This is a genomic window from Hyphomicrobium methylovorum, assembly GCF_013626205.1.
GTDB lineage: Bacteria > Pseudomonadota > Alphaproteobacteria > Rhizobiales > Hyphomicrobiaceae > Hyphomicrobium_B > Hyphomicrobium_B methylovorum.
Genome location: NZ_QHJE01000001.1, coordinates 1,793,393 through 1,809,809 on the forward strand (window position 1 = coordinate 1,793,393; position 16,417 = coordinate 1,809,809).

The following is a 16,417-nucleotide window of genomic DNA, read 5'->3' on the forward strand; positions in this document are numbered from 1 at the left end:
GTGATGTCCGTTTGGCGGCAACGGCCATAATCGTATCCCGCCCAGGATTGGACGCGGGTGGACCGTTAATGAAGGCCGCTAAATCCGATCCGAAATGCTCGATGCCAAACACTGTCCAATATCAGCATGGCGAGCAGGCCACGATTTCTATTGATCTCTTGTTCGGAGCCGAGTTGCTTCCGCTTGTCCACGAACGAGATCCGCAAATCAAAGCGAGCCTGATCGTGCAGGCGGATGAACCGCCCACGAGTCCGCGGCGGCCGACATCACCATCGAGATGGGAACTAGCGCAACGATCAAAGCGAGTGGGGGCACTACTTTTTTGCGCGGGGCTTGGCCATTTTTACGCGAGAAGGCTTGGCCTTCGCTTGAGCCTCGGCTTCAGCCTCACGCGCCAACCGTGCTGCTCGCAAACTGGCCGTTTTTGCACGGATGGCGATCTTCTCGGCCTCGTGCTCTTTGATGGCTAGCTTGGCGTCAATCTCTCGACGGAGCTTGCTCTGAGCAGCCGATACCCTTGCTGCGGTCAAATCACGCTCCGACCTCGGTGCATCAATTGCCGCTTGATGCAATGTGCTCTTCGGAAAATTCAACATAATCTAAGGATGGCGGTTCCTGTTGACTTTCGCAATGTCGCATAACGCCCCACGCTATTATCCATGATCGGACGCAGTGAACGCGGTAAAGGCGAGGTTTAAAAGCGGAGTACGCGCCTCTCCATGATGCCTTTGCGATTAGGTTACTACGCAGGCAATTACCCCAATTTATGCCGAAAAAGCAGGTATAGTTCTTCCGTCAAACTCAGAGAGCAGTGAGGTCCACTATGGCGTTTTCAGCCAACGACACAAAAAGCCTTTTAAGCCACGACGAGTACGAGGTTGTGAAGGCGTCGAACCATCCGTTCATTTACGACCTGGATAAAGACGCCCTGAGAAATCTCGCGCAACGCTTGGAAGGGTTGCACAACAAGGAAAAAACGTTCGCTCGCCAAAAGCAACGCGAGATAAAGGGCACTGCGGACAAGCGCGGTAAGAGCTTTCCTGGAACAGCGGATCATCCTGCCAGACGCAAACAAGTCTTTGCACAGGCTCTTAAGCGCGTAAAAAAGGAACGTTCCCGCCTGTACAAGTTGGAAGTGAAAAACGAAAACATCGAAGCTGCGCACAGGGCACTAGCGCTCCATCGTGCCAACAAGTTTTCTCATCACCCCTCCTCTGACGCGACCCCCAATGCCGGGCAAAAGGATACAGGCGTAACTCCAAAACGCCGTCGGATTCCCGGTGCAAAGATTGGTAGCATTTTGAAACAGAATGCCAGGGCACAGGCGAAACGAGACGCAAGAGCCTAGCCGGTTTTTGTCTCGCTAAAGGCTTTCAACCCATAGATTGCGGCGAACGGATTGCTGTTCATTGTCCTTCAGACGATGGCCGTAAGTCGAGCATGATCTCTGCTCTCAACCCGTTCGGCCCATAGTCGAGTTCTGGTTGCCCGCCCAATTCAGCCGCAGCAACCCCTATAAGCCGCGTCCCAAATCCAGTGGACGTGGGTGGGGAGGCGGGCGGGCCACCAATTTCATTCCATTCCAGTCGCAGTCGTCCATCATCGACAGTGTCGGGCGCCCAGCGGACCCTGATCTGTCCTTGGGGCACAGATAACGCGCCGTACTTGACGGCATTGGTCGCGAGCTCGTGGAGGATCAAGCTCAGGGGTTGAAGTTGCTCACGCTGAAGAACTGCAGGTGAGCTTGATTCAATCAAAATTGCCGAAGACGCCGTTATATATGGCTCAAGTGTCTTATGAATTATCTCGTGAAGCGAAGTGTTCTTGTTTTCGTGAAATGTAAATTCGTGTGCACGTACGAGTGCGTCGAACCTGCCAAGGAACGCATCGCGATATTCGCGGGCCGATCGTTCTTCTACGGAGGTTTGGCGCGCCATTGCGTGCACCAATGCGAGTAGGTTTTTTATTCGATGCTGGAGTTCGCTTAGGAGCAGGTCCTTTCCCGCCTCTTGGTGCCGTCGCTCGGTGGCGTCGACCATTGAGAGCAGAAGTGACCGGCTGGTGTTATCGGGATGGTGCAACTTGTGTGCAGTCAGAAGCATCGTCCGCATCCCAATGTGCGGGAAATCATGTGTAACTTCGTAGTCAATGATTGCCGTGCTTTTGGGAATAACGTCTTCTAATAGCCGACGCAGTTCCGGAATATCCCACTGCCCATTTCCAAGCTCGTAGAGATGCTTCCCAATCGTCTCGTCTTGGATGACGTTGAACGTTTCATGGAACGCGCGATTGGCCGCCTCCACCGTCAGATTCTTATCTAGGACAAGCAACGGATCGGGCACGGTGTCGACGATACCCTGCGCTCGAACATGGCCATTTCGAATAACGCGGTAAAAATCTTCCAAGTTCATGTGCCAGCTCCGCGACCCCTCCACATTTCCCAAAACAACAATATGCCTTTGGTCCGCCGCAGGAAATGCATACGGGGACGTCGCGGGCGGACCACAGTCGAACGAACGCCCAAAATATTATACGCACAAGCTGCTCTAATCGATGCATGGCCGCGTCGGTGGGTCGTATCGCGGGGTATCCGGGAAGCGCGGTCGCGTTCGCCAAAGCTGCCTGTAAGCCTATGGTTACTACCGCGCTTCGACCGATCTATTTCGCTTGGAGCCCGCAACCAATTTCGGGCTTATCGGTTAGAGCTTTGGAGCTGAACAATAGAAAGTTCCGATGGCCGTTTCGAAAGCGAAAGTTTTGGTCGTCGAGGATGAGTTTCTCATTCGCTGGGATTTGGTCGCTGCTCTGGAGGACGCGGGCTTTTCAACCGTGGAGGCAGGCTCCGCGGCAGAAGCAATTTCGGTTCTTGAACGCGACAGAGACATCCGCGTTGTTTTCACCGACATCCAGATGCCGGGCTCCATGGACGGGCTAGCGCTCGCGAATTACGTCCGCGGTCGTTGGCCGCCGACAATCATTGTCATCAGCTCGGCTATACCATTTTCAAAAATGCAGGGTGTTCCGAGCGGTGTAGGGATGTTACCCAAACCGTTGGATAGGAGCGCATTGAAGTCGCTGCTGTCACGCATCGAACACCAGCTTGGATCATAGGTGTCGATGCGCCTTGATCGCGTCGGATAGGGGAGCCTGCATTCGAAGCAGTGCGCGCGACATCTGCAACGCCCTTTCACTTCGGCCTCGTTTTCCTTGTCACGGTTAGGCCCGATTGATTTGCGAGTTTACGCAAGGGCCAACTGGAGCCGCGCACGTTCGTAGCCGACATGTTTTTGCGCGATTCAGCGGCTGTTCAGGAAATATCAGCGACACTGCTTGTTCGAACATGCTTCAGGGGTATCAGCATGAACCGGATATTTTATGGGATGCTCACGGCGGGAATAATCGCTGCCACGGCCGTCCCCGCCAACGCTGGCGGCGGAGATTTTGCGGCGGGTGTTTTCGGTGGTCTGGCTACCGGGGCGTTGATCGGTTCGGCCCGACCGTATTACGGGCCACCGCCACCCGCCTATTATTACGATGGTCCGCGCTATTACGATCGCTACTGCCATTGGGAGCGGGGACGTCCGTATTGGGACGACTATGAGGGCGTCTGGCGGCGGCCTCGTATTAGAGTTTGCGATTAGCGCCGATATACGTTTCCTGGCGGCGTATTTGAGTCTCTTCATGGAAGAGAAGTGCGGGACTGCTTCGTTTCTGCAGTCCTGCGCCGATGATGTTGTGCCCAACACCTATCGCTTTTAATTTCAAGCATCGCTCGTTTGAGCAGCGGGAAAGCAGCGTCGTGAGCTACGGGCGAGGGCGTCGCCTGTGAGACGCGCGGTGACGCGCACGACGTCTTTAGGTTCTGACATTGCGTGATCGACGGGATTTTGGATTTGCGCCGAACGCACCCCGGCTAACTTGCCGGTTTCATCTTGTTTTATGGAATGGTGCCGCTTGCGTGACTCGAACACGCGACCCCGTCATTACGAATGACGTGCTCTACCGGCTGAGCTAAAGCGGCGATCTCTGGGCATCGCCCTGGGAGAGGCGCGAGGGATACCCTCCCGCGTCTGGAATTGCAAGCGCCTGCGACGACGTTTGTTCATTGTCGCCGCGTGGCGCGCAACACCGGGGTGAAAGCGCTCCTGATGAGCGGATACACCCCGGTACAACTCAGTTCACAACGCGGTAGCTGCGGCGTGCAACCGGCTGTTCGAGCTCGACTTCCGGCTCGGTGCCAGGATCGTCCGGTGCGCGTCTCTGCGTCGCGGAGTCCTTATCGCCCTTCTGGATGCGAATGGGCGTGGCTTCCGGTGCTGCAGCGGCTGGCGCACTTGTCGGTTCCTTGGCGGGGGCTGCTGGAGCAGGCTCGTCCTTTGTATGAGGCTCGGCTGCTGCCGCAGGGGCTGGCCGCACCGTTACAGTGACCGTTTCCGCGTCGACGACGTCATCCTTATCGACGTGCTTCGGTCCGGTCGTGACGCTGGCCGCGGGGGCAGCCTGCGGTGGCGCTTCAAGTGCGATCAGTTCATCGAGACGGCGAGCGAGAATTTCATTCTGGCTGGCGTCGCGCGCCTCAATAGGAACGCGCCACAGAAATGCGTCGAGCTTGCCTGTGACCGGCGAGATCGGCTTCCAATGATCGGAGGTCACGCCATCGGCAATCCACGCTGGATCGCGTGCTGCGTTCATCGCCCGGGCCAGCCATTCGCGAACGCGGCCATGCTCGCCGTTTTCGCCGGCTTCAATGCGCGCCATCAGAATGGCAACGCGTTGGGTAAGGCGTTCGGTCAGAAGGGGTTCGAGCGCGCGGCGGGCTTCTGCGAAGAGGCGCGCCTCCGTTGCGGTCGTTGCGACGGCGATCGGGCTTTCGATTGAGTGCGGGTTGAGCGCTGCGAGTTGCACGACACGGTCGAGGCGATCGCGCGTGCTGTCGCCGATGCGAGCGTAGGCGTATGTGGCTGCGAGGTCAGGATGGGGCGACTTCGTCCAGGTCTTCTGCAAGACCTTGGCGGCTTTTCCGGTGTTGCCGCGCGACGCGAGGATGCGTCCGGCGAGGACTGCCGGTGGCACGAGATCCGGCGCCAGGCCATGTGATTCGAGTGCCAGCGCCAGGGCCTTGTCCGCATTGTCGTCTTCAATATCGATTGCCTGGGCGGCAAGTAGAACGGCACGTTTGCGATCGGCATCCGCCTTTGTGATGTGCGCATATTTGCGTGCGTGTTCGAGCGTCGAAAGCGCGCCCGCCCAGTCTTTCTGTTTGCACTGCTGTTCGAAGAGCGCCGTCGACGACCATCCGAGCTTGGGGTTGGCCTTCAAGGCGCGCGTGGCAAACTGCCGGGCGGCTTCGTTGGCGCCTTCGCGCTCCGCTTCAAGGAACAGTCCGCGCAGGCCGAGTTGTTCGGTCTCTGGCGAAGCTAGCATCGCCTCGTAGATTCGCCGCGCGGTTGCGCGATCGCCCGAGAGTTCGGCCGATTGCGCGCGCAGCAAATGAGTCAATGGCTGATGCGGCAGCGATTTGCGCGCTTGCACCGCGTAGCGCGACGCCAACGTGCTGTCGCCAGCGCCAATTGCGATCAGGCCGCCCGATACGGCGTCGAGACCGCGCGTCTGCCGTCGGCGGACAATGCGGTTGCCGATGATGGCGGGCGTTTTCCAGAGCGCTCGCGCCATCGACCAAAGAAACACGATGAACGCGATGGCGGCGGCCAGCAGAACGACGGCGCGGAACACCGACGTTTCGATGTCATAGCCCTGCCAGACGATGTGGAGTGATCCCGGGCGGTCTGCGATCCATGACAGGCCCGCGGCGATCAAAGCGATGGAGATGAAGTAGGCAAGGAGGCGTACCATGACGCAAACCCTTCGACTGGACTAATGCTGCGAACGAACGGGGGCCGTTTCGGCGACGGAGGCTTTCAGACGTGATTCAAGCTGGGCGATCGCGTCATCGATGCTGACGCGTGCGGCCACTTTTTCGAGGAAGGGAGCGGCAGCGTCCGCGGCCGAGGGCGGCAGATCCTTTGCGGCTTCGAGCACGTCCTGCAGGCGTCCCTCGTTGAGGGCAACCTGCATTCGTCCAACGGTTGCTTCGGTGCTCTTGTCGTCAGGGTTGTGATCGATGCGGCGAACGCGGACGACGGACTTTGCTTCCGACCAGAGACGACCGACGACAGTTGCGGCTTCAGGCGCGTTGTTTGCGTCGATGGCGTTTGCTGCGGCTGTGCGGAATTCTTTCGCGAGGTCGGACTGTGAGGGGACCCCCGTTGCTTCGAGCTTGGCGAGCGGAGCTAGATCGATGCCGGTGCCCGCAATTTTTTTCACGGCGTTTAGCTCGGCAGTGTAAGAGCCGCCGCGTTCGATGGCGCGTTTCAGATTTTGCAGTTCGAGCGAAAGGAGAACGTGTTCGGCAGACGCCTGCCGAGCGGTTTCCGATTGCTCGATTGCCTGCAGATTTTTCTCAATCGAGGCGATCCGGGTGGATAGTGGTGTGACGGCCGCGTTGATGTCGGCGGGCTTGGCGGACGATGCTTTCAAGCCCTCGATGGCGGCCTGCAACTGGGTGGTTTCCGATTGTGCAGCCTTGATGTCGCCCGCGATGCGATCGACGCCGGACTTAGCCGCTTCACCAGCGGCTGTTGCCGTCGCGAGGCGGGCTTCGATGTCTTTCAGAACGCTGTCATTTGCTGCGGGTGAGGCCTGCGCGACGTTCGTCTCGAGTTCCCTGATCTTGGCGCTCAACGCCGCGAACTGTTCGACAGGGCCGGCAGACGGACTATTGGCGCCGATGTCGGCTAACGCCTTCAGACGGTCTTCGACTTTGCCGAGCCGTTCAATGAGTTGAGGAGAACCGGCGTCAGACGCTGCTGCCGCGAGGGCTGCTTTGGTGTCTGCGACTAACCGGTTTTGGCTTTCGGTCAAAGCCGGGATCGATTGAGCGGTGTGTTCAAGCGTTGTGATGCGCTGTTCGATGCCGCCTAAATCCGGGGCGGCCGTGTTGTGCGCAACGCGCTTCTCAAGCCCGGCAATACGTTCGGAGATCGCCGCGGTGTCATTGTCGAAGCGGGTTGAAAGCGAGCCGTCCAGTCCAAGTTCCGGCAGCGCCCACTGCATGCCGAGAAACGCGACGAGGCCCCCGAGTGCGCCAGCGGCGAGATGACTGAAGATGCCACCGCCGCGCCGCGCTGGGATTGTCGGCGCAGCATCCTCTTTGGAGGTCTTGGCTGAGGCGGGCGCAGATGGTTGCGCTGCAGACGTCGTTTTTTCTTTGGCGGCGGTTCCGGCGTCTACGCGCGGGCGGCTTTCGACCTTCGCGGCCGGTTCGGTTTTGGGCGCCGTTGCGTAGAATGAAGCGGGAAGCGGGCGCGGTGTTTCAGCGGCGCTGGGCGCTGGGCGCGCCGAAGACGGCTGCGGGCTGGCGGTGACGGGCGTCACCTTGATTTCGGTTGCCTTGAGGTCAAGCGTTGCATGAGGGCGATTTCCGGCCGCGCCAGGAGGTGTTCCCTTGCCTGCTTTCACTTTGTCGTCCGCCATAGGTTGGCACGCCTCCGTCTACAAAAAAACGCGTATGTCAGCCAATCCGGGTTAAATCCGGGCCAATTTTTGATTTGGCTATGAGGCTGCTGCCGGAAGGGGGGCTACCGGCCGCTCAGCTCTTCTTACCCCGCTTCCGGACGGTCCGCGAGACGTTTCAGCAGGACAACCATCGCATCGAGATTTGGGCGGTCGGCGATTGCAATTTTTGGTTCAGAGAGTTTCCCGCGTAGCGTGTCGGCGACGGCATCTGACAGGCAGGCGTGCGTTAGCCCTCCGAGAACGGACGGCGTCGCGTGCGGTGCGGCGAGACCGGCCCAGGTCGCGGCGGTTCGCGGCGACATCAGGACGACGGTATCGAGTTCGCCGCCAGACAGCGCCGCTTGTGTTTTTTCCGAGAGTTCCGTCGCGACGGCGGTTCGGTAGACAATCGTGCGGCGGACGTTAACATTTTTGCGGGCGAGCGCGCCGGCGAGGTCGTATGCAACCACGTCGCCCGAAAGATGAACGAACGGCCCGGGCATGGACCTGGATTTGGCGGAGATCATCGGCACGAGGTCGGCCCCTGTTCCGGCGCCTTCCAGAATGTCCTTAAAGCCGAATTTGCGCGCCAGGGCTGCAGTGCCGGGTCCTGTAACGAAGATCGGCAGCGACGTCGCCAGGCTGAGCGCGGGTGACGTGGAGATCGCACGTAGGCCGTTGCGGCTCGTGACGATCAATCCGACTGCGTCTTCGATCGCTGAGGCCGGGATTGGTTCGCACGTGATGGTGACGAGCGGTTCAAGGCTTGTACGGAAGCCAAGCTTTTCGAGGCGGGTGGCAAGTGTTTCGCCGTCCTCTTTCGGCCGCGTAATGAGTACGTGCATCAGGTGCTCGATGTGGAAAGAACGCTAGCGTCGGCATGTTTCAGAATATCGTCGGCTGCTGCGTGGCCGATGGCCTTTGCGTCCGCCCGGGCGCCCGTATGCTCGGCGCTATAGCGCTTCTGTCCATCCAGCGAGAGCAGGAGACCGCGGAACGACAGGCGATCGCCTTCAATCGTTGCGTGAGCGGCAATCGGCGTGCGGCAGGAACCTTCCAGGCGCGCAAGAAAAGCGCGTTCGGCCGTGACGGCGTCCGCGGTTTCGGGATCGTTCAAGGGAGCGACGGCGACGCGAGTGGCGTCATCGGCAGCGCGGATCTCAAGAGCAATCGCGCCTTGAGCTGCTGCAGGCAGCATCGTCTCGAATGGCAGCGCGCCAGTGATGCGTTCCGTGAGCCCCAAGCGCTTCAATCCGGCAACCGCGAGGAACGTTGCGTCGGCAACGCCCTCTTTCAGTTTCCGCAGGCGCGTTTCGACGTTGCCGCGAAAATCGATGACGCGAAGATCGGGGCGCATGTTCAAGAGTTGCGATTTGCGGCGAAGCGACGAGGTTCCGACGACGGTTCCAGCAGGCAAGGCAGCGAGATCGGTGTAGGTCAAAGATATGAAGGCATCGCGCGGGTCTTCGCGGGGAAGCACGGCGCCGACTGCAAGACCGTCCGGCAGTTCGGTCTGCATGTCCTTCATCGAGTGGACGGCAAGGTCGATCTCATTCGCGTAGAGCGCGTCTTCGAGTTCTTTGGTGAATAAGCCCTTGCCGCCGATCTCCGAAAGGGGCCGGTCCAGCACGCGATCGCCCGTCGTTTTGAAAATCGTGACCGTAACGGCGTCATCGGTCAGGCCGTGGATCTGCTTCAGCCGGTCGCGCACTTCGTGTGCCTGTGCGAGCGCCAAAGCCGAGCCGCGTGTTCCGATGCGAATGCGCGTCGCTTGCAAAGAGGTTTCTCCGGATGCTAGGCGGGGCCATCAGCCCACGGGCCTTGTTCGGCGCCATTAATGCTCTAAAGGCGCGTCGATTCCAACCTCCTCCGGCAAGATCGAATGAGACGATGACGTCGCGCGTACAAACTCAATCCGGCTCACAGATCGTTCTCGGGATCGAAACGAGCTGCGACGAAACGGCTGCGGCCGTGGTTACCCGTGACGCATCAGGCGCGGGGCGAATTCTTTCCAACGTTGTGCTTTCGCAATTCGACAAGCATGCGCTCTACGGCGGTGTTGTTCCTGAAATCGCGGCACGCGCGCATACCGAGGCGCTCGACCATATCGTGCGTACGGCGCTTGTCGAAGCGAACGTAACTCTTGCGGACTTGTCGGGTATTGCAGCGTCGGCGGGGCCGGGACTCATCGGTGGACTGATCGTTGGCGCGACGACCGGAAAAGCGTTGGCGCTTGCGATGGACAAGCCGTTTCTCGCGATCAACCATCTCGAGGCGCATGCGCTGACGGCTGGTCTGACCGACGGCATCCGCCCGCCTTATTTGATGCTGCTCGTATCCGGCGGACATACGCAACTTCTTCTGGTTGAAGGTGTCGGCCGTTACCAGAGGCTCGCGACTACGATCGACGACGCGCTGGGTGAAGCCTACGATAAGACGGCGAAGCTCCTCGGGCTGCCGATGCCGGGCGGTCCAGCCGTGGAGCAGGCCGCGTTGCGGGGTAATGCGAGCCGGTTCACGCTGCCTCGACCGATGAAGGGACGCGCGGATCCCAACTTCTCGTTCGCAGGACTGAAGACGGCGGTGCGACATGCCGCCGCCGGGGCCGCTCCGCTCTCATCGAGCGATGTCGATGATTTGTGCGCGAGCTTTCAGGCTGCGGTTTCGGACAGTGTCCGGGATCGCGTTCGTCTGGCGATGGAAACGGCCGGGCCGCTCCTGTCCGGTGCCTCTGGACGAGCTTTCGTCGTCGCGGGCGGGGTGGCGGCAAATGCCGCGCTGCGAACGGCGCTGACGGCTGTTGCCGCGGAGCACGGCTTCTCCTTCCATGCGCCGCCGCTGGGGCTATGCACCGACAATGGCGCTATGGTTGCCTGGGCTGGCGCGGAACGGCTGGCGCTCGGGCTGATCGACGGCCTCGATGCGCCCGTTAAGCCGCGCTGGCCGCTCGATCCGGATGCCGTGAAAGCTCGAGGTGCCGGCGTCAAAGCTTGAATGCAAGCGGACGACACAGGCACGTGCTAGGGTCCGGCAAAAATTTAAGCGGGGAAGCCTTTGCAACTCAATTCGATCAGTGTCATCGGCGGCGGTGCGTGGGGAACTGCGCTGGCGCAGGCGCTTGCTCTCGGCGGCAATTCCGTCGTGCTTTGGGCGCGTGAACCCGAGATCGTCGAGGACATCAACAAGCGCCACGTCAATCGCGTGTATTTGCCCGGCGTAGATCTGGACCACCGGATCAGGGCGACGGCGGATCTGAAAGAAGCGGCCGCAGCAAATGCGATTCTTGCCGTCGTTCCGGCTCAGCACATGCGCGTGGTCATGGCCACGATGGCGCGCCATCTCGCGGACGGTGTTCCCGTCATCGTTTGCGCAAAAGGCATCGAGCGCGAGAGCGGAAAGCTTATGGGTGAGGTTGTCGCCGAAGCCGCGCCCCGCGCTCAGCTCGCTATTCTGACGGGCCCAAGCTTCGCAGCCGATGTGGCGCGGGGGCTTCCTTCGGCACTGACGTTTGCGTGCCGCAATGAGACGTTGGGTCGAGCGCTGGCGGCGGCGTTGTCGTCGCGACAAATGCGGCTTTACTGGTCGAGTGACGTGCTCGGCGCGGAGCTGGGCGGGGCGGTCAAGAACGTCCTCGCGATCGCGGCTGGAATTGTTGAGGGTCGGGGTCTTGGCACAAGCGCGCACGCGGCGATCGTTACGCGTGGATTCGCTGAGCTTCGCCGTTTTGGCGAAGCGATGGGTGCGCGATCGGAAACGCTGCTTGGGCTTTCCGGGCTCGGCGATCTCATCCTCACATGCGGCAGTACGCAGTCGCGCAATATGTCGCTTGGGCGGGCGCTCGGCGAGGGACGGGCGTTGCAAGACATTCTTGGCGCCCGATCGGCGGTGACGGAAGGCGTGTACACCTCGGCGGCGCTTGTTCGCCTTGCGCGCGAAAAGCACGTTGAAATGCCGATAGCGGAAGCGGTTCACAGCATCATTGAGGGGCGGATCAGCGTCGATGACGCGATTGCCGATCTGATGCAACGTCCGCTGAAAGAAGAAGATTGACGGCCTTTACCAATTCTCAATGTAGGCCTGCGAGAACACAGGCTCTGCCGGCGACATGAAGCGACAGGCTTCTGCTCCTCGCTCAACAGCGCGCCCGCATTTTGTTTCGCGTCTAAAACCCCGCGTCCCCCGGCGCGGGGTTTTTGTTTTGTTGGCTTGAGCACTCTGAAGATCCGGGCTACGCGTCGAGGATTAGCAATCGAGACGATGAGCCGATGCCCGCTTACTGGTTATTGAAATCCGAACCCGACGCATTCTCCTGGGACGAACTCGTCTCGCGCGGAAAAAAAGGAGAGTCGTGGGACGGTGTCCGCAACTATCAAGCGCGCAACAACATGCGTGCGATGAAGGTTGGCGATCTCGGATTTTTCTATCACTCGAACATCGGCAAAAACGTCGTCGGTGTGCTGCGGATCATCGCGCTGGCGCATCCCGAGGTGGGTGACGAAAGCGGCAAGTGGGAATGCGTGGATGTTCAGGCCGTCACGCCGGTGCCTGAACCCGTGTCGCTCGACGATATCAAAGGCAACGCGAAGCTTGCCGATATGGTGCTCGTCAACAATTCTCGTCTGTCTGTGCAACCTGTGACGGCTGCCGAATGGAAAGAGGTCTGCCGGATGGGCGGGCTCGACGTTCGAAAGCTAGCGAGTTGAGCGCAGGCGTTCCCCTCGATCCGGATAGTCATGAGTCAGCGGTTCGTTTCATCAAAGAGAACACCGCTCTGATCGCGCCCCCGCTGGTTCCCGAGATCGTTCTGCATCTTGCAACGGAATCGGTGCCGATCTGGCAGAAGTCTGAAGAAGAACTTGGCGAGATGAACGTTCCGCCGCCGTTTTGGGCGTTTGCTTGGGCGGGCGGGCAGGCGCTAGCCCGGTATATTCTCGACAATCCCAAAATGTGTTCCGGGCAGAACGTAATCGATCTGGGGTCGGGATCGGGACTATCTGCCATTGCCGCTGCAAAGTGCGGAGCGCTCGGAGTGCTCGCGGCGGACATTGACCGGCTCGCGCAGGTGGCCATTAAGCTAAACGCGGACGCCAATGGCGTTGCCGTAACGCCGACGGCGCAAGATCTTTTAGAGACCGAAGACCTGACCGAACGCGTCGTCATTATCGGCGATCTTTTCTATGAACGTCAGCTCGCGGACCGGGTGATCGCCTTTATCGAGCGGATGAAAGAAGGAGGCGCCGCGGTTCTGATCGGCGATCCCCAAAGAAGCTATTTTCCGAGAAACCGCTTTGAACTTCTGGCTGAATACCAGGTGCCGGTTACCCGCGAACTGGAGGATTCTGAGATCAAGCGGTCGTCCGTCTGGCGGGCCTGACGGTCGGTCGCAACAAAATTACGTTTCTACCTTCGAGCATGTTGTCGAGTTCCCAAGGCCGCCGCATAATAAAAGCCGATAGGCCGCCGAAGACGGCCACCCCGGAGGAAACTCAATGTCGGAAAAAGTTTATCCCGTTCCCAGCGAATGGGCGAAGCGGGCATACGTTGACGCTGACGGCTATCGCGAAATGTACGAGCGCTCGGTTTCCGACCCGGAAGCGTTCTGGTCTGAGGCTGGAAAACGGCTCGATTGGATCAAGCCCTACACGCGCGCGAAGAATACGAGCTTTGATCCGAAAAACGTTGACATCCGTTGGTTCGAAGATGGCACGCTGAACGTTTCGGCGAATTGCATCGATCGGCATTTGGCGACGCGCGGAGATCAGGTCGCGATCATCTGGGAAGGCGATGATCCCGGAACGAGCGAGACGATTACATACCAACAGCTTTCGGAGCGCGTGCAGAAGCTCGCGAACGTTCTGAAGAAGCACGGTGTGAAGAAGGGCGATCGCGTTACGATCTACCTGCCGATGATTCCTGAAGCCGCCTATTCCATGTTGGCGTGCGCGCGGATCGGCGCCGTTCACTCGATCGTTTTTGGCGGCTTCTCGCCAGATAGCTTGCAGAACCGCATCGACGACGCGGAGTCGAAATTCATCATCACCGCGGATGAAGGTTTGCGCGGCGGCAAGCCGGTTCCGCTGAAGAAGAACGTTGATACTGCGCTGTCGCGAACGGCGGGCGGCGAGAAGGTTCTGGTCGTCAAACGCACAGGTAATCCGGTGGCCTGGACCGAAGGCCGGGACATGTGGATGCACGACGAAATCGCAACGGTTCCGGCAGAGTGTCCGCCTGAAGAGATGTCGGCGGAGGATCCGTTGTTCATCCTCTACACGTCAGGCTCAACCGGGAAGCCGAAGGGCGTGCTGCACACGACGGGCGGCTATCTTCTGTATGCTTCCATGACGCATCACTACGTCTTCGACTATCACGACGGCGACATCTATTGGTGCACGGCCGACGTCGGTTGGGTGACCGGCCACAGCTACATCGTCTATGGGCCGCTGGCGAACGGCGCGACGACGCTGATGTTTGAAGGCATTCCGACGTATCCGTCCGCGTCACGTTTCTGGGACGTGATCGACAAGTGGAAGGTCTCGATTTTCTATACGGCACCGACGGCCATCCGCTCGCTGATGGGCGCGGGAGACGAGTTCGTGACGCGCACGAGCCGTTCGTCGCTGAAGCTTCTCGGGTCGGTTGGTGAGCCGATCAATCCGGAAGCATGGGAGTGGTATCACAACGTTGTCGGTGAGGCTCGGTGCCCCATCGTCGATACTTGGTGGCAGACCGAAACGGGCGGCATTCTGATTACGCCGTTGCCGGGTGCGATCGACTTGAAGCCGGGTTCCGGAACCAAACCGTTCTTTGGCGTTCAACCGGCGCTGGTGGATGACAAAGGACAGATTCTGGAAGGCGAAGCGCAGGGGAACTTGGTCATCCTCGATAGCTGGCCGGGTCAGTTCCGCACCGTCTATCGCGATCATGAACGTTACGTGCAGGCGTACTTCTCTGCTTATCCGGGAATGTATTTCTCGGGTGACGGATGCCGCCGCGATAAAGACGGTTATTACTGGATCACCGGGCGCGTCGATGACGTGATCAACGTTTCCGGTCATCGCATGGGAACGGCGGAAGTCGAGAGCGCGCTGGTTTCGCATCCGAAGGTTTCGGAAGCTGCCGTCGTCGGGTATCCGCACGATCTCAAGGGGCAGGGCATCTACTGCTACGTCACGCTGAATTCCGGCGAGAACGGTGACGACGTGCTGAAGAAAGATCTCGTGGCGCACGTGCGGCGCGAGATTGGTCCGATTGCATCGCCCGACCTTATTCAGTTTTCGCCGGGGCTGCCGAAGACCCGTTCGGGTAAAATCATGCGGCGGATTTTGCGCAAGATCGCGGAAGACGACTTCAGCAATCTTGGCGATACGTCGACGCTCGCCGATCCAACGGTCGTCAATGACCTGATCGACAAGCGGCAGAACCGGCGCGCCACCTGATTGGTGATGCGTGCCGATCTCGGCTCCGTGGTGCGCGTGCGCAATCAAATGCGCCGCGCATGTAGAGCGTCGTCGATCCGGTTGATCAACTAAAAGTCGGAGGCGATGCCGCCTTTTTCCCAGTCGCCGAAGCGCGTGGGTTCGGGACCATTCCGGCCGCCGATCTCAGGTGATGGCTTGGTGCTCTGAGCGGCTTGCTGACGGCGGCGCTCTTCCGCTTCGGCCAACGCACGTTTGGCTTGTGGCGTCAGCGTTCTTGGCGCGTCTTCCTCGCGCTGGGCATCCACCGGGTCTTCGTGATCTGCGGTCATTTCCACTTCTTCCGAACCCGCTTGCCGCGCTTCTTCTCAACTTTCAGGGGCTTTATACGAGCTTTCCGCCACCATATATAGGCAACGGTTCGCCGCACAGTTTATGCGCCGAGGAGAGCGACGAATGCCGATGAACTATACCAAGACCGCGGTCTTGCTGGCCACCATGACCGCTATTTTCGTCGTCTTGGGCGCGGCAGTGGGCGGCAAAGGGGGCATGCTCGTCGCGTTTGCTATCGCGCTCGTCATGAACCTCGTTAGCCTTTGGAAGTCCGATAGCGTTGTGCTGCGGATGTTCAACGCGCGCGAAGTGACGGCTTCGACGGCGCCTGAACTCGTCGGGCTTGTGCGGGATTTGGCGCGGCGCGCTGAACTTCCGATGCCGCGCGTTTACATTATGGACAATCCGCAGCCCAACGCGTTTGCGACGGGGCGGAGCCCGGCTAAGGGTGCCGTCTGCGCTTCGACCGGATTACTGGAGGCGCTGAACCGCGAAGAACTCGCGGGCGTAATGGCGCACGAACTCGCGCACATCAAGAATCGCGACACGCTGACGATGGCTGTTGCTGCAACGATCGGCGGCGCGGTTTCGATGGTTGCGCAATATCTGCAGTTCGGAATGTTGTTTGGAGGCAACCGCGGCGGTGATCGCGGTGGTCTCGGAATGATCGGGACGCTCGCTGCCATTATTGTGGCGCCGATGGCGGCTGGTCTGGTGCAGATGGCGATCAGCCGTTCGCGCGAATATCAGGCGGATCGCATGGGCGCGATGATTTGCGGGAATCCATATTGGCTGTCGTCGGCTTTGCGGAAGATCGAAGGGCTTGCACGCCGCGTCGATAATCCCGAGGCGGAGGCGGTTCCTGCGGCTGCGCATATGTTCATCATCAATCCGTTGAACGGACATGGGATGGACAATCTTTTTGCGACCCATCCGAGCATGGACAACCGTGTTGCTGCGCTCGAAGCGCTGGCGCGTGAAATGGGCGTGACCGCGCGCTCCACATCCGGTGATGCTTTTGGCGCAGGTGAGGCGCCTCGGACGAGCGGCGGATCAGACGGTGTCTGGATCGGCGGGCAAAATCATTCGAAGCCTCCGAGCCCCTGGGGCTGATC

The 16,417-nt window shown here is 59.8% G+C and carries 16 protein-coding genes and 1 tRNA gene; 9 read left to right on the forward strand and 8 right to left on the reverse strand.

The window, feature by feature from the left end:
- Positions 1-314 precede the first annotated feature (314 nt).
- Complete coding sequence (locus DLM45_RS08765; RefSeq protein ID WP_246317245.1) at positions 315-530, reverse strand: hypothetical protein; 216 nt, start codon at positions 528-530, stop codon at positions 315-317.
- 293 nt (positions 531-823) lie between these two features.
- Here DLM45_RS08765 and DLM45_RS08770 point away from each other — a divergent pair, with 293 nt between their 5' ends.
- Positions 824-1,348 carry a hypothetical protein gene (locus tag DLM45_RS08770; protein ID WP_181336761.1) on the forward strand — a complete coding sequence of 175 codons (525 nt, stop codon included), beginning with the start codon at positions 824-826 and terminating at the stop codon, positions 1,346-1,348.
- Between the two features lie 58 nt (positions 1,349-1,406).
- On the opposite strand, the gene DLM45_RS08775 is transcribed toward DLM45_RS08770, so the two are convergent.
- Positions 1,407-2,411: an HWE histidine kinase domain-containing protein gene (locus DLM45_RS08775; protein ID WP_181336762.1), complete on the reverse strand. Its 1,005-nt coding sequence runs from the start codon at positions 2,409-2,411 to the stop codon at positions 1,407-1,409.
- Between the two features lie 322 nt (positions 2,412-2,733).
- On the opposite strand from DLM45_RS08775, the gene DLM45_RS08780 reads away from it, so the two are divergent.
- Together DLM45_RS08780 and DLM45_RS08785 are read left to right on the forward strand one after the other, a co-directional pair.
- Positions 2,734-3,111, forward strand: a complete 378-nt coding sequence (locus DLM45_RS08780) for a response regulator (protein ID WP_181336763.1) — start codon at positions 2,734-2,736, stop codon at positions 3,109-3,111.
- 248 nt (positions 3,112-3,359) lie between these two features.
- Complete coding sequence (locus tag DLM45_RS08785) at positions 3,360-3,641, forward strand: hypothetical protein (RefSeq protein WP_181336764.1); 282 nt, start codon at positions 3,360-3,362, stop codon at positions 3,639-3,641.
- 304 nt (positions 3,642-3,945) lie between these two features.
- On the opposite strand, the gene DLM45_RS08790 is transcribed toward DLM45_RS08785, so the two are convergent.
- From DLM45_RS08790 to hemC, 5 genes are all read right to left on the reverse strand, one after another.
- A tRNA-Thr gene (locus DLM45_RS08790) sits at positions 3,946-4,021 on the reverse strand.
- Between the two features lie 152 nt (positions 4,022-4,173).
- Entirely contained in the window at positions 4,174-5,853 is a 1,680-nt protein-coding gene (locus DLM45_RS08795) for a heme biosynthesis protein HemY (protein ID WP_181336765.1), read from the reverse strand.
- 21 nt (positions 5,854-5,874) lie between these two features.
- The gene (locus DLM45_RS08800) at positions 5,875-7,533 is read right to left on the reverse strand and encodes a COG4223 family protein (protein WP_181336766.1); all 1,659 of its coding nucleotides are present in this window, start codon (positions 7,531-7,533) and stop codon (positions 5,875-5,877) included.
- Between the two features lie 125 nt (positions 7,534-7,658).
- Complete coding sequence (locus tag DLM45_RS08805) at positions 7,659-8,399, reverse strand: uroporphyrinogen-III synthase (RefSeq protein WP_181336767.1); 741 nt, start codon at positions 8,397-8,399, stop codon at positions 7,659-7,661.
- Complete coding sequence (hemC, locus tag DLM45_RS08810) at positions 8,399-9,331, reverse strand: hydroxymethylbilane synthase (protein WP_181336768.1); 933 nt, start codon at positions 9,329-9,331, stop codon at positions 8,399-8,401. Before hemC ends, DLM45_RS08805 begins: the two co-directional genes overlap by 1 nt.
- Before the next feature lie 113 nt (positions 9,332-9,444).
- Here hemC and tsaD point away from each other — a divergent pair, with 113 nt between their 5' ends.
- The 5 genes from tsaD to acs all read left to right on the forward strand — a co-directional run bounded on the left by tsaD (position 9,445) and on the right by acs (position 14,990).
- Positions 9,445-10,548: a tRNA (adenosine(37)-N6)-threonylcarbamoyltransferase complex transferase subunit TsaD gene (gene tsaD, locus DLM45_RS08815; protein WP_181336769.1), complete on the forward strand. Its 1,104-nt coding sequence runs from the start codon at positions 9,445-9,447 to the stop codon at positions 10,546-10,548.
- Between the two features lie 60 nt (positions 10,549-10,608).
- Entirely contained in the window at positions 10,609-11,604 is a 996-nt protein-coding gene (locus DLM45_RS08820) for an NAD(P)H-dependent glycerol-3-phosphate dehydrogenase (RefSeq protein ID WP_181336770.1), read from the forward strand.
- 215 nt (positions 11,605-11,819) lie between these two features.
- The gene (locus tag DLM45_RS08825) at positions 11,820-12,257 is read left to right on the forward strand and encodes an EVE domain-containing protein (RefSeq protein ID WP_181336771.1); all 438 of its coding nucleotides are present in this window, start codon (positions 11,820-11,822) and stop codon (positions 12,255-12,257) included.
- Complete coding sequence (locus DLM45_RS08830) at positions 12,203-12,928, forward strand: class I SAM-dependent methyltransferase (protein ID WP_181336772.1); 726 nt, start codon at positions 12,203-12,205, stop codon at positions 12,926-12,928. Before DLM45_RS08825 ends, DLM45_RS08830 begins: the two co-directional genes overlap by 55 nt.
- A 115-nt stretch (positions 12,929-13,043) precedes the next feature.
- Positions 13,044-14,990 carry an acetate--CoA ligase gene (gene acs, locus DLM45_RS08835; RefSeq protein WP_181336773.1) on the forward strand — a complete coding sequence of 649 codons (1,947 nt, stop codon included), beginning with the start codon at positions 13,044-13,046 and terminating at the stop codon, positions 14,988-14,990.
- 89 nt (positions 14,991-15,079) lie between these two features.
- On the opposite strand, the gene DLM45_RS08840 is transcribed toward acs, so the two are convergent.
- Positions 15,080-15,301: a DUF1674 domain-containing protein gene (locus DLM45_RS08840; protein WP_181336774.1), complete on the reverse strand. Its 222-nt coding sequence runs from the start codon at positions 15,299-15,301 to the stop codon at positions 15,080-15,082.
- A 124-nt stretch (positions 15,302-15,425) separates the two neighbouring features.
- Here DLM45_RS08840 and htpX point away from each other — a divergent pair, with 124 nt between their 5' ends.
- Entirely contained in the window at positions 15,426-16,415 is a 990-nt protein-coding gene (htpX, locus tag DLM45_RS08845; protein WP_181336775.1) for a zinc metalloprotease HtpX, read from the forward strand.
- Positions 16,416-16,417: the final 2 nt, after the last annotated feature.

Excerpts from the sequence above, each read along its gene's own strand:
- DLM45_RS08770 (WP_181336761.1), top strand. The coding sequence starts at position 824 with ATGGCGTTTTCAGCCAACGACACAAAAAGCCTTTTAAGCCACGACGAG.
- DLM45_RS08775 (WP_181336762.1), bottom strand. The coding sequence starts at position 2,411 with ATGAACTTGGAAGATTTTTACCGCGTTATTCGAAATGGCCATGTTCGA.
- DLM45_RS08780 (WP_181336763.1), top strand. The coding sequence starts at position 2,734 with ATGGCCGTTTCGAAAGCGAAAGTTTTGGTCGTCGAGGATGAGTTTCTC.
- DLM45_RS08785 (WP_181336764.1), top strand. The coding sequence starts at position 3,360 with ATGAACCGGATATTTTATGGGATGCTCACGGCGGGAATAATCGCTGCC.
- DLM45_RS08795 (WP_181336765.1), bottom strand. The coding sequence starts at position 5,853 with ATGGTACGCCTCCTTGCCTACTTCATCTCCATCGCTTTGATCGCCGCG.
- DLM45_RS08800 (WP_181336766.1), bottom strand. The coding sequence starts at position 7,533 with ATGGCGGACGACAAAGTGAAAGCAGGCAAGGGAACACCTCCTGGCGCG.
- DLM45_RS08805 (WP_181336767.1), bottom strand. The coding sequence starts at position 8,399 with ATGCACGTACTCATTACGCGGCCGAAAGAGGACGGCGAAACACTTGCC.
- tsaD (WP_181336769.1), top strand. The coding sequence starts at position 9,445 with ATGACGTCGCGCGTACAAACTCAATCCGGCTCACAGATCGTTCTCGGG.
- DLM45_RS08825 (WP_181336771.1), top strand. The coding sequence starts at position 11,820 with ATGCCCGCTTACTGGTTATTGAAATCCGAACCCGACGCATTCTCCTGG.
- DLM45_RS08830 (WP_181336772.1), top strand. The coding sequence starts at position 12,203 with ATGGAAAGAGGTCTGCCGGATGGGCGGGCTCGACGTTCGAAAGCTAGC.
- acs (WP_181336773.1), top strand. The coding sequence starts at position 13,044 with ATGTCGGAAAAAGTTTATCCCGTTCCCAGCGAATGGGCGAAGCGGGCA.
- DLM45_RS08840 (WP_181336774.1), bottom strand. The coding sequence starts at position 15,301 with ATGACCGCAGATCACGAAGACCCGGTGGATGCCCAGCGCGAGGAAGAC.
- htpX (WP_181336775.1), top strand. The coding sequence starts at position 15,426 with ATGCCGATGAACTATACCAAGACCGCGGTCTTGCTGGCCACCATGACC.